This is a genomic window from Streptomyces sp. NPDC059009 (genome assembly GCF_042740175.1).
Taxonomy (GTDB): Bacteria; Actinomycetota; Actinomycetes; order Streptomycetales; family Streptomycetaceae; genus Streptomyces.
On record NZ_JBHYJB010000031.1, the window covers coordinates 86,905 to 98,838 of the forward strand.

General features: G+C 71.7%; 12 protein-coding genes. 11 read left to right on the forward strand and 1 reads right to left on the reverse strand.

Annotation, left to right across the window (positions count from 1 at the left end):
- Positions 1-185: 185 nt before the first annotated feature.
- Complete coding sequence (locus ACFWYM_RS28600; protein ID WP_384843335.1) at positions 186-2,384, reverse strand: elongation factor G-like protein EF-G2; 2,199 nt, start codon at positions 2,382-2,384, stop codon at positions 186-188.
- A gap of 259 nt (positions 2,385-2,643) precedes the next feature.
- On the opposite strand from ACFWYM_RS28600, the gene pgsA reads away from it, so the two are divergent.
- From pgsA to yajC, 11 genes are all read left to right on the forward strand, one after another.
- Complete coding sequence (gene pgsA / locus ACFWYM_RS28605; RefSeq protein WP_384843338.1) at positions 2,644-3,312, forward strand: phosphatidylinositol phosphate synthase; 669 nt, start codon at positions 2,644-2,646, stop codon at positions 3,310-3,312.
- Positions 3,309-4,283: a phosphatidylinositol mannoside acyltransferase gene (locus ACFWYM_RS28610; RefSeq protein WP_384843340.1), complete on the forward strand. Its 975-nt coding sequence runs from the start codon at positions 3,309-3,311 to the stop codon at positions 4,281-4,283. The genes pgsA and ACFWYM_RS28610 overlap by 4 nt, the downstream gene beginning before the upstream one ends.
- A complete protein-coding gene (locus tag ACFWYM_RS28615) occupies positions 4,280-5,440 on the forward strand; it encodes a glycosyltransferase family 4 protein (protein ID WP_384843343.1) in 1,161 nt (386 codons plus the stop codon). The genes ACFWYM_RS28610 and ACFWYM_RS28615 overlap by 4 nt, the downstream gene beginning before the upstream one ends.
- A 187-nt stretch (positions 5,441-5,627) precedes the next feature.
- On the forward strand, positions 5,628-6,173 hold the full coding sequence (locus ACFWYM_RS28620; protein ID WP_384843346.1) for a hypothetical protein: 546 nt from the start codon (positions 5,628-5,630) through the stop codon (positions 6,171-6,173).
- Between the two features lie 227 nt (positions 6,174-6,400).
- Positions 6,401-7,315: a pyridoxal 5'-phosphate synthase lyase subunit PdxS gene (gene pdxS, locus ACFWYM_RS28625; protein ID WP_384843349.1), complete on the forward strand. Its 915-nt coding sequence runs from the start codon at positions 6,401-6,403 to the stop codon at positions 7,313-7,315.
- A 12-nt stretch (positions 7,316-7,327) separates the two neighbouring features.
- Positions 7,328-7,936, forward strand: a complete 609-nt coding sequence (gene pdxT, locus ACFWYM_RS28630) for a pyridoxal 5'-phosphate synthase glutaminase subunit PdxT (RefSeq protein WP_384843352.1) — start codon at positions 7,328-7,330, stop codon at positions 7,934-7,936.
- A gap of 48 nt (positions 7,937-7,984) precedes the next feature.
- Positions 7,985-8,737 (forward strand): YebC/PmpR family DNA-binding transcriptional regulator, encoded by a 753-nt coding sequence (locus ACFWYM_RS28635; RefSeq protein WP_384843355.1) that lies wholly within the window; start codon positions 7,985-7,987, stop codon positions 8,735-8,737.
- A gap of 104 nt (positions 8,738-8,841) precedes the next feature.
- Positions 8,842-9,399 (forward strand): crossover junction endodeoxyribonuclease RuvC, encoded by a 558-nt coding sequence (gene ruvC / locus ACFWYM_RS28640; protein WP_384843357.1) that lies wholly within the window; start codon positions 8,842-8,844, stop codon positions 9,397-9,399.
- Positions 9,396-10,007 carry a Holliday junction branch migration protein RuvA gene (ruvA, locus tag ACFWYM_RS28645; RefSeq protein ID WP_384843360.1) on the forward strand — a complete coding sequence of 204 codons (612 nt, stop codon included), beginning with the start codon at positions 9,396-9,398 and terminating at the stop codon, positions 10,005-10,007. The genes ruvC and ruvA overlap by 4 nt, the downstream gene beginning before the upstream one ends.
- A gap of 86 nt (positions 10,008-10,093) precedes the next feature.
- Entirely contained in the window at positions 10,094-11,179 is a 1,086-nt protein-coding gene (gene ruvB / locus ACFWYM_RS28650) for a Holliday junction branch migration DNA helicase RuvB (RefSeq protein WP_384843363.1), read from the forward strand.
- Positions 11,180-11,398: 219 nt separating this feature from the next.
- On the forward strand, positions 11,399-11,863 hold the full coding sequence (gene yajC, locus ACFWYM_RS28655; protein ID WP_384843366.1) for a preprotein translocase subunit YajC: 465 nt from the start codon (positions 11,399-11,401) through the stop codon (positions 11,861-11,863).
- The last annotated feature ends 71 nt before the right edge of the window (positions 11,864-11,934 follow it).

Consider the following 11,934-nt stretch of genomic DNA (forward strand, 5'->3'; position numbering starts at 1 on the left):
CGCCGCAACGCCTTCGGTGCGGGATTTCCCGACTTCCGTGTCCGGCACACCTGTTGAGCCACCTGTTGATCAGGTCATCAGCGTATCGGGGGCCACCGACATCCGTCAGCGGTGCGCCGAATGCCGCCCGCCGGAGGGGTCGGGCGGGCGGCACCGGGGCCCTGGGCGACCCCGTTCCGGCTCAACTACGTGACGTCCTGGGCCTGTTCACGGATCCGTTCGGCCAGCTGGGCGGGCATGGGCTCGTGCCGTGCGTAGCTGCGGCTGAACCGTGCCGTGCCCTGGGAGAGGGAGCGCAGATCCACCGCGTACCGGCCGATCTCGATCTCCGGCACCTCGGCCCGTACGAGCGTGCGGCCGCCGGGCGCCTGCTCGGTGCCGACCACCCGGCCGCGCCGCCCCGACAAGTCGCTCAGGACCGCGCCGACATGGTCGTCCCCGACCAGGACCTGCACCTCGGCCACCGGCTCCAGGAGATGGATCCGCGCGTCCGACGCGGCCTCGCGCAGGGCCAGGGCGCCCGCCGTCTGGAACGCGGCGTCCGAGGAGTCCACCGAGTGCGCCTTGCCGTCGAGCAGCGTGATGCGCACGTCGATGAGGGGGTAGCCCGCGGCGACGCCCTTCGCGGCCTGGGCCCGGGCGCCCTTCTCCACGGAGGGGATGAACTGCCGTGGCACGGCGCCCCCGACGACCTTGTCGACGAACTCGATGCCGCTGCCGCCGGGCAGCGGTTCGACCTCGATCTCGCAGATCGCGAACTGGCCGTGGCCGCCCGACTGCTTCACATGGCGGCCGCGCCCGCCGGACTTGCCCGCGAACGTCTCCCGCAGGGAGACCTTGTGCGTCACGACGTCGACCTGCACCCCGTAACGGCTGCGCAGCCGCTCCAGGGCGACATCGGCGTGCGCCTCGCCCAGGCACCACAGGACCACCTGGTGGGTGTCCTGGTTCTGTTCGAGACGCATGGTCGGGTCCTCGGCGACCAGTCGCGAGAGCCCCTGGGAGAGCTTGTCCTCGTCGGCCTTGCTGTGCGCCTGGATGGCCAGCGGGAGCAGCGGGTCGGGCATGTCCCAGGGCTCCATCAGGAGCGGGTCGTCCTTGGCGGAGAGGGTGTCGCCGGTCTCGGCGCGGCCCAGCTTGGCCACGCACGCCAGGTCCCCGGCGATGCAGTGCGTCAGGGTGCGCTGCTGCTTGCCGAAGGGGGAGGAGAGCGCCCCGACGCGCTCGTCCACGTCGTGGTCCTCGTGGCCGCGGTCGGCGAGGCCGTGGCCGGATACGTGCACCGTCTCGTCCGGGCGCAGGGTGCCCGAGAACACGCGTACGAGGGAGACGCGTCCCACGTACGGGTCGGACGCCGTCTTCACCACCTCGGCCGCCAGCGGGCCCTCCGGGTCGCAGCTGAGCGCGGGGCGACCGGTGCCGTCGGGGCGGGTGACGGCTGGGGGCGGGTGCTCGGAGGGGGTCGGGAAGCCGCCCGTGATGAGCTCCAGGAGCTCGACCGTGCCGATGCCCTGGCGGGCGCCCTCGGCGGCCGGGGCGGCGGCGAGCACGGGGTGGAAGATGCCGCGCGCCACGGCCCGCTCCAGGTCCTCCACCAGCGTTTTCAGGTCGATGTCCTCGCCGCCGAGGTAGCGGTCCATCAAGGACTCGTCCTCGCTCTCGGCGATGATCCCCTCGATCAGCTTGTTGCGCGCCTCTTCGATCAACGGGAGCTGCTCGGCGCCCGGTTCGGACTCCTTGCGCTCACCGGAGGCGTAGTCGTGGACCCGCTGCGAGAGCAGCCCGATCAGGCCGGTCACGGGGGCGTGGCCGTCGGGGCCCTGCTCGCCGTGGAGCGGCAGGTAGAGCGGGAGCACGGCGTCCGGGTCGTCGGCGCCGAACGCCTCCGCGCAGGTGCGGGTCATCTCGGTGAAGTCGGCGCGGGCCGCCTCCAGGTGGGTCACCACGATGGCGCGGGGCATGCCGACCGCGGCGCACTCCTCCCACACCATGCGGGTCGCGCCGTCCACGCCGTCGGCCGCCGAGACCACGAAGAGGGCCGCGTCCGCGGCGCGCAGACCGGCCCTCAACTCCCCGACGAAGTCCGCGTATCCGGGAGTGTCGAGGAGGTTGACCTTGTATCCGTCCCACTGGACGGGAACCAGGGACAGCTGGACCGAGCGCTGCTGCCGGTGCTCGATCTCGTCGTAGTCCGAGACGGCCGTGCCGTCCTCCACCCGGCCCGCCCGGTTCACCGCCCCCGCGGTCAGCGCGAGGGCCTCCACCAGAGTCGTCTTGCCCGATCCGCTGTGGCCGACCAGCACCACATTCCGTACGGACGCGGGGTGGTCGGCCGTCGCTGCCCTGCCGGCGGCTCCGGGGTGTGCGTTCGCCTTGTCGCCCATGCCTTGGCCTCCCGGTTACGTGCACGGCGAGGAGGCACAGCCCCCTCGGGGATGCTGGCTGCATGCGGGCACGCGGGACCCAGGTGCGGGTCGGCTCCGGCGACGCCCGCGGTGCTTTCGAGCTTTCCACTCGTGTCACGGTGCGTCCATACGTCGTACGCGATCGTGAGGGGGCGAGCTGGAGTGTGAAGGGCGTGACTACGATGGGTCGGCCGGTGGCCAACGGGGCCGCGCGGCGCACCTGACCCTCGGGAAGGCCATGCTGAACAAGTACGCGCGTGCATTCTTCACGCGTGTCCTCACGCCGTTCGCCGCATTTCTCATCCGCCGTGGGGTCAGCCCCGACGCGGTCACCCTGATCGGCACGGCCGGTGTGATGGCGGGGGCGCTGGTCTTCTTCCCGCGCGGTGAGTTCTTCTGGGGCACGGTCGTCATCACGCTGTTCGTCTTCTCGGACCTCGTCGACGGCAACATGGCGCGCCAGCTCGGCCGTTCCAGCCGCTGGGGCGCGTTCCTCGACTCCACGCTCGACCGGGTCGCGGACGGGGCCATCTTCGGCGGTCTCGCGCTCTGGTACGCGGGGTCGGGCGACGACAACATCCTGTGCGCCGTCTCCATCTTCTGTCTGGCGAGCGGCCAGGTGGTCTCGTACACGAAGGCCCGCGGTGAGGCGATCGGCCTGCCCGTCGCGGTCAACGGCCTGGTGGAGCGCGCCGAGCGCCTGGTGATCTCGCTGGTCGCCGCGGGCTTCGCGGGGCTGCACAAGTTCGGTGTGCCCGGCATCCAGGTGCTGCTGCCGATCGCGCTGTGGATCGTCGCGGTGGGCAGCCTGGTCACCCTCATCCAGCGCGTGGTGACCGTGCGGCGCGAGTCGGCGGAGGCCGACGCGGTGGCCGCGACCGACCAGCAGAGCGAGACCGCCTCGTGAGCGGCGCCACGGAGAAGCTCACCGACGCCCTCTACGGAGTCGGCTGGTCCACCGTGAAGAAGCTCCCCGAGCCGGTCGCCGTGAAGCTCGGCCGGACCATCGCGGACGCCGCGTGGAAGCGCCGGGGCAAGGGCATCCAGCGCCTCGAGGCCAACTACGCGCGCGTGGTGCCTGACGCGTCTCCGGAGCGGCTCGCCGAGCTCTCCAAGGCGGGCATGCGTTCGTACATGCGCTACTGGATGGAGTCCTTCCGGCTGCCCGCCTGGAGCAAGGAGCGCATCAGGACCGGCTTCGTGCCCAAGGACGTCCACTACCTGACCGACGGCCTCGCCTCCGACAAGGGCGTCATCCTCGCCCTGCCGCACCTCGCCAACTGGGACCTCGCGGGCGCGTGGGTGACGACGAAGCTGGAGACGCCCTTCACGACGGTGCAGGAACGGCTCAAGCCCGAGTCCCTGTACGACCGGTTCGTGGCCTATCGCGGCAGCCTCGGCATGGAGGTCCTGCCGCACACCGGAGGGGCCGCTTTCGGGACGCTGGCGCGGCGGCTGCGCGCGGGCGGGCTCGTCTGTCTGGTGGCGGACCGGGACCTGTCGGCGTCCGGGGTCGAGGTGAAGTTCTTCGGCGACACGGCGCGCATGCCCGCGGGACCCGCCATGCTGGCCCAGCAGACCGGCGCCCTGCTGCTGCCGGTCACGCTCTGGTACGACGAGTCGCCCGTCATGCAGGGGCGTGTGCATCCGCCGATCGACGTCCCCGAGACAGGTACTCGTGCGGAGAAGACGTCTGTCATGACGCAGGCCCTTGCGGACGCCTTCGCCTCGGGCATCGCCGACCACCCGGAGGACTGGCACATGCTGCAGAGACTGTGGCTCGCGGATCTCGACCCGGCCAAGGCGCCCGCGGAGGGGGCCTCGGAGGGGGTCTCGGGCGACGGCCCCGAGGGCGGCCCGGGCAAGGGGCAGGCGTGAAGGTCGGGATCGTCTGCCCGTACTCCTGGGACGTGCCGGGCGGCGTCCAGTTCCACATCCGCGATCTGGCGGAGCACCTCATCCGCCTCGGGCACGACGTCTCCGTGCTTGCCCCGGCCGATGACGAGACCCCGCTGCCGCCGTACGTGGTGTCGGCGGGCCGCGCGGTCCCGGTGCCCTATAACGGCTCGGTGGCCCGGCTCAACTTCGGCTTCCTGTCGGCCGCGCGCGTGCGGCGCTGGCTCCACGAGGGCACGTTCGACGTCATCCACATCCACGAGCCGACCTCCCCGTCGCTCGGCCTGCTCGCCTGCTGGGCCGCGCAGGGCCCGATCGTCGCGACGTTCCACACGTCCAACCCGCGCTCGCGGGCGATGATCGCCGCGTACCCGATCCTGCAGCCCGCCCTGGAGAAGATCAGCGCCCGCATCGCGGTGAGCGAGTACGCGCGGCGCACCCTCGTCGAGCACCTGGGCGGCGACGCGGTCGTCATCCCGAACGGCGTCGACGTCGACTTCTTCGCCGAGGCCGAGCCCAAGTCCGAGTGGCAGGGCGACACCATCGGCTTCATCGGGCGGATCGACGAGCCCCGCAAGGGCCTTCCGGTACTGATGAAGGCGCTGCCCAGGATCCTCGAAGAGCGGCCACAGACACGGCTGTTGGTGGCCGGCCGCGGCGACGAGCAGGAGGCCGTGGCCTCGCTCCCGGCCGACATGCGCGCGCGGGTCGAGTTCCTCGGCATGGTCAGCGACGAGGACAAGGCGCGGCTGCTGCGCAGTGTCGACGTGTACGTCGCCCCGAACACCGGCGGCGAGAGCTTCGGCATCATCCTGGTCGAGGCGATGTCGGCGGGCGCCCCCGTCCTCGCCAGCGACCTCGACGCCTTCGCGCAGGTCCTCGACCAGGGCGCCGCGGGCGACCTGTTCGCCAACGAGGACGCGGACGCCCTCGCGGAGGCGGCGCTGCGGCTCCTGGGCGACCCCGAGCGTCGGCAGGGGCTGCGCGAGCGGGGCAGCAAGCACGTGCGGCGCTTCGACTGGTCGACGGTCGGCGCGGACATCCTCGCGGTGTACGAGACGGTGACGGACGGCGCGGCGTCGGTGGCGGCGGACGAGCGGTCGGGGCTGCGGGCGCGGTTCGGGCTGGCGCGGGACTGAGCGTTGGGCCGGCGCGGGACTGAGGGTCGGTCGGGCCAGGACTGGGTGTCGGGGCCGCCGGGCCAGGACTGGGCGTCGGGGCCGCCGAGGCTCGTGGGGCTGTGGTGTCGCGAGTGCGCGGGGCTGACGGCCGGTCCGTGTCCCCGGCGGCATGGCGTGCGCCCCGGGGCGACTAGCCTTACCGCCCGTGACCTCCACACTGATCTGGATCGCGGCGGCCCTCTTCGCGATCGGCCTCTACCTGAGCTGGACCGCGGGCCGTCTCGACCGGCTGCACGCCCGCATCGACGCCGCGCGGGCCGCCCTCGACGCCCAGTTGCTGCGCCGCGCCTCGGTCGCCCAGGAGCTGGCCACCTCCGGGGTGCTCGATCCGGCGGCCTCGATCGTCCTGTACGAGGCGGCGCACGCGGCCCGGCAGGCCGAGGAGGAACAGCGCGAGGTCGCCGAGAGCGAGCTCAGCCAGGCGTTGCGCGCGATCTTCGGGGAGGCCCAGCAGGTCGAGGCGGTCCGCGAGGCGCCGGGCGGGAGCGAGGCGGCCACCGAACTGGCCGCCGCGGTACGGCGGGTGCCGATGGCCCGGCGGTTCCACAACGACGCCGTGCGCGCCGCCCGTGCGCTGCGCCGGCACCGCAAGGTGCGTTGGTTCCGGCTTGCGGGGCACGCGCCGTTCCCGATGGCCTTCGAGATGGACGACGAGCCGCCGGTGGCTCTGGCGGACCGGGCGGCGGCCTGAACCCGTGGGCGTGGCGGCCTGAGTCTCGTGGGCGCGGCGGCCTGAACCCCGTGGGCGGGGTGGCCTGAGACCCCTGCAAGACGGGTGGTCAACTGCTCGAAGAGGTCGCTGACCAGGTGCGTTGAAGAAAAATGAGCCACCGGTTATCCATTGGCCCTTGTTGTGGCCTGGTCGGTGGGAGTTTCCTCGGGGCTGCAGAAACCTTCTTCGGCGAATGAGGTCAACCCGTGTCCAGCACGCTCTCCACCACCCCCCAGACTCCCGAGACCGGCACCGCGCGCGTGAAGCGCGGCATGGCCGAGCAGCTCAAGGGCGGCGTGATCATGGATGTCGTCACGCCGGAGCAGGCGAAGATCGCCGAGGACGCGGGCGCCGTCGCGGTCATGGCCCTGGAGCGGGTCCCCGCCGACATCCGCAAGGACGGCGGCGTGGCGCGCATGTCCGACCCGGACATGATCGAGGGCATCATCGGCGCCGTCTCCATCCCGGTGATGGCCAAGTCCCGCATCGGCCACTTCGTCGAGGCCCAGGTCCTGCAGTCGCTCGGCGTGGACTACATCGACGAGTCCGAGGTCCTCACCCCGGCCGACGAGGTCAACCACTCGGACAAGTTCGCGTTCACGACCCCCTTCGTCTGCGGCGCCACCAACCTCGGTGAGGCCCTGCGCCGCATCGCCGAGGGCGCGGCCATGATCCGCTCCAAGGGCGAGGCCGGCACCGGCAACGTCGTCGAGGCCGTCCGCCACCTGCGCCAGATCAAGAACGAGATCGCCAAGCTGCGCGGCTTCGACAACAACGAGCTCTACGCCGCCGCCAAGGAGCTGCGCGCCCCGTACGAGCTGGTCAAGGAGGTCTCCGAGCTGGGCAAGCTGCCGGTGGTCCTCTTCTCCGCCGGTGGCGTCGCCACCCCCGCCGATGCCGCCCTGATGCGCCAGCTCGGCGCCGAGGGCGTCTTCGTCGGCTCCGGCATCTTCAAGTCGGGCGACCCGGCCAAGCGTGCCGCCGCCATCGTGAAGGCCACCACCTTCTACGACGACCCCAAGATCATCGCGGACGCGTCCCGCAACCTCGGCGAGGCCATGGTCGGCATCAACTGCGACACCCTGCCCGAGGCCGAGCGCTACGCGAACCGCGGCTGGTAAGGCACTCCGAAGATGACTGACACCCCCGTAGTCGGCGTCCTTGCCCTTCAGGGCGACGTACGGGAGCACCTCATCGCCCTGGCCGCGGCCGACGCCGTGGCCAGGCCGGTGCGGCGCCCCGAAGAGCTCGCCGAGGTGGACGGCCTGGTCATCCCGGGCGGAGAGTCCACCACCATCTTCAAACTGGCCGAGCTCTTCGGCCTGTTGGAGCCCCTCCGCGCGCGCGTGCGGGACGGCCTGCCGGTGTACGGCACCTGCGCGGGCATGATCATGCTCGCCGAGAAGATCCTCGACCCGCGCTCGGGCCAGGAGACCGTCGGCGGCATCGACATGATCGTGCGCCGCAACGCCTTCGGGCGGCAGAACGAATCCTTCGAAGCGGCGGTCGACGTACGAGGCGTCGAGGGCGACCCTGTAGAGGGCGTCTTCATCCGCGCCCCCTGGGTGGAGTCCGTGGGCGCCACGGTGGAGGTGCTCGCCGAGCACGAGGGACACATCGTCGCCGTACGCCAGGGCAACGCCCTCGCCACCTCGTTCCACCCGGAGCTGACCGGTGACCACCGGGTGCACGCGCTGTTCGTGGAGATGGTGCGGAGCAAGGCGGTCGCGGGATCCTTGTAGGATCTCTGACGTTCGTACGGAGATTGGTTACGCGAAGGAGACAGGCAGATGTCCGGCCACTCTAAATGGGCTACGACGAAGCACAAGAAGGCCGTGATCGACGCCAAGCGCGGCAAGCTCTTCGCGAAGATGATCAAGAACATCGAGGTCGCGGCCCGCACCGGTGGCGCCGATGTGTCCGGCAACCCGACCCTCTTCGACGCCATCCAGAAGGCCAAGAAGAGCTCGGTGCCGAACAAGAACATCGACTCCGCGGTCAAGCGCGGCGCCGGCCTCGAGGCGGGTGGCGCCGACTACGAGACGATCATGTACGAGGGCTACGGCCCGAACGGTGTCGCGGTGCTCATCGAGTGCCTCACCGACAACCGCAACCGCGCCGCCTCCGACGTGCGCGTCGCCATGACCCGCAACGGCGGCAACATGGCCGACCCGGGTTCCGTGTCGTACCTGTTCAACCGCAAGGGCGTCGTCGTCGTCCCCAAGGGCGAGCTGTCCGAGGACGACGTCCTGGGCGCGGTCCTGGACGCGGGCGCCGAAGAGGTCAACGACCTGGGCGAGTCCTTCGAGGTCCTCTCCGAGGCCACCGACCTGGTCGCGGTCCGCACCGCCCTCCAGGACGCGGGCATCGACTACGACTCGGCCGACGCCAACTTCGTCCCGACCATGCAGGTCGAGCTGGACGAGGAGGGCGCCCGCAAGATCTTCAAGCTGATCGACGCGCTGGAGGACAGCGACGACGTGCAGAACGTCTTCGCCAACTTCGACGTCTCGGACGAGGTCATGGAGAAGGTCGACGCCTGACCCGGCAGCATCGACGGGCCGACGGGACACACCCGTCGGCCCGTCGTTTTGTCGGTGGCACCCGATAGCCTGCACGAACAGGCGAGGAGAGTTGGGGGCGAGGCGTGCGCGTACTGGGCGTGGACCCGGGTCTGACCCGGTGCGGTGTCGGGGTGGTCGAGGGGGTCGCGGGACGGCCCCTGACCATGCGCGGCGTCGGTGTCGTACGGACGCCCGCGGACGCCGAGTTGGGCCACCGCCTCGTCGCCATCGAGCAGGGCATCGAGCAGTGGCTCGACGAGTACCGGCCCGAAGTCCTCGCCGTGGAGCGGGTGTTCAGCCAGCACAATGTGCGCACGGTGATGGGCACGGCCCAGGCCAGCGCCGTCGCCATGCTGTGCGCCTCCCGCCGCGGCATCCCCGTCGCCCTGCACACCCCCAGCGAGGTCAAGGCCGCCGTCACCGGCAGCGGCCGCGCGGACAAGGCACAGGTGGGCGCCATGGTGACGCGGCTGCTCCGGCTCGACGCACCGCCCAAGCCGGCCGACGCCGCCGACGCGCTGGCCCTCGCCATCTGTCACATCTGGCGCGCCCCCGCGCAGAACAGACTCCAGCAAGCCGTAGCGCTGCACGCGTCTCACACAGCTCGTGCAGCTCACGCATCGAAAGGCCGTACCGCATGATCGCCTTCGTCAGCGGCCCCGTCGCCGCCCTCGCCCCGGACTCAGCGGTGGTCGAGGTCGGCGGCATCGGCATGGCCGTCCAGTGCACGCCGAACACCATCTCCGGCCTGCGCCTCGGCCAGCAGGCCAAGCTCGCCACCTCCCTCGTCGTGCGGGAGGACTCCCTGACGCTGTACGGCTTCGCGGACGACGACGAGCGGCAGACCTTCGAGCTCCTGCAGACCGCCAGCGGTGTCGGCCCGCGCCTGGCCCAGGCCATGCTCGCCGTGCACAGCCCCGACGCCCTGCGCCGCGCGGTCGCCACCGGCGACGAGAAGGCGCTCACGGCCGTGCCCGGCATCGGCAAGAAGGGCGCCCAGAAGCTGCTCCTGGAGTACAAGGACCGCCTCGGCGAGCCCCTCGGCACCGGCGGCCCCGCGATCGGCACGGCGGTCACCTCCGGCTGGCGCGACCAGCTGCACGCCGCGCTCATCGGCCTCGGCTACGCCACCCGCGAGGCCGACGAGGCGGTCGCCGCCGTCGCCCCGCAGGCCGAGGCGGCCGAGACCACGCCCCAGGTGGGCCAGCTCCTCAAGGCCGCGCTCCAGACGCTGAACCGCACGGGCTAGCCGCCGTCCCCGTAAGCCACCCTCCGTAAGAAGCCCCCGTAAGCCACCCGCCAGCTCCACCCCGAACCGCATCGCGAGGCACCCTCATGAACTGGGACGAGACGACCGACGACGCGACCGCCGCCGCCTCCGGCGCGGGTGAGCGGCTCGTCGGCGCCTCAGCCGACGGCGAGGACCAGGCCGTCGAGGCCGCCCTGCGCCCCAAGGACCTGGGCGAGTTCATCGGCCAGGAGAAGGTCCGCGAACAGCTCGACCTGGTGCTGCGCGCCGCCCGCGCGCGCGGTGCCACCGCCGACCACGTCCTGCTCTCCGGCGCCCCCGGCCTCGGCAAGACCACCCTCTCGATGATCATCGCCGCCGAGATGGGCGCCCCCATCCGCATCACCAGCGGCCCGGCCATCCAGCACGCGGGCGACCTCGCCGCGATCCTCTCCTCCCTCCAGGAGGGCGAGGTCCTCTTCCTCGACGAGATCCACCGGATGTCCCGGCCCGCCGAAGAGATGCTCTACATGGCGATGGAGGACTTCCGCGTCGACGTCATCGTCGGCAAGGGCCCCGGCGCCACCGCCATCCCGCTCGAACTCCCGCCGTTCACCCTCGTCGGCGCCACCACGCGCGCGGGACTGCTCCCGCCCCCGCTGCGCGACCGCTTCGGCTTCACCGCGCACATGGAGTTCTACGAGCCGGCCGAGCTGGAGCGCGTCATCCACCGCTCCGCCCACCTGCTCGACGTGGAGATCGACCCGGCCGGCGCCGCCGAGATCGCGGGCCGGTCCCGGGGCACGCCCCGCATCGCCAACCGTCTGCTGCGCCGCGTACGGGACTACGCCCAGGTCAAGGCCGACGGCGCCATCAACCGCGACATCGCGGGCGCCGCCCTGAGCGTCTACGAGGTGGACGGCCGCGGCCTCGACCGCCTCGACCGCGCCGTCCTGGAAGCCCTGCTCAAGCTGTTCGGCGGGGGACCGGTGGGGCTGTCGACGCTCGCGGTCGCGGTGGGGGAGGAGCGCGAGACGGTGGAGGAAGTGGCCGAGCCCTTCCTGGTCCGCGAGGGTCTCCTGGCGCGCACCCCGCGGGGCCGGGTCGGCACGCCCGCCGCCTGGGCCCACCTCGGCCTCACCCCGCCCCAGCAGGGGGGCGGAACCGGACAACAGGACCTGTTCGGGACGTGACGGCGGCGCGGTCGGGGCGGATCCAGGGCACGCTGACGGCACGAGCGCAACGCGACGGCGCGGACACTCGCCGGGTCAGGAACTGCGGTGCCATGCTGAGCGTTGTTCGTTAGGCGCGGACTCGCTTAGACTCCGCCGATGCCGCCTTTGCGGGCGGCGTGCCCACCCCCATCCATCAGGCCGCTTATCCGCGCGGTCGTGCGAAGGAAACTCCGTCCCGTGAATATCGTGACCCTCCTCCCGTTCATCGTGCTCATCGGGGCCATGTTCCTGATGACCCGGTCCGCCAAGAAGAAGCAGCAGGCGGCCGCAACGATGCGTAACGAGATGCAGCCCGGCACCGGCATCCGCACGATCGGGGGCATGTACGCCGTCGTCAAGGAGGTCCACGACGACTCGGTCCTCCTTGAGGTGGCCCCGGGCGTCCACGCCGTGTACGCGAAGAACGCCATCGGCGCCGTCCTGGACGACGACGAGTACAACCGCATCGTTCACGGCGCGGACGACCTGAAGACGGACACGCCCGTCGTCCCCGACGACGCCTCCTCCCTGACCGAGACCGACGAGCCCGCCGCCACCACCGACGACTCGCCCATCGACCTCGGCAAGAAGGACGCGGACGCCGCCGACAAGGCCGACGACGCGGAGCCGAAGAAGACCGACGGCGAGTCCGACGCGAAGTAGTCACGACCGGGGTCCGTGGCAGCGCCCGCTCGCGCGCCGCGGCCCCCGAGCCGTGTTTTCGCGCCGAATCT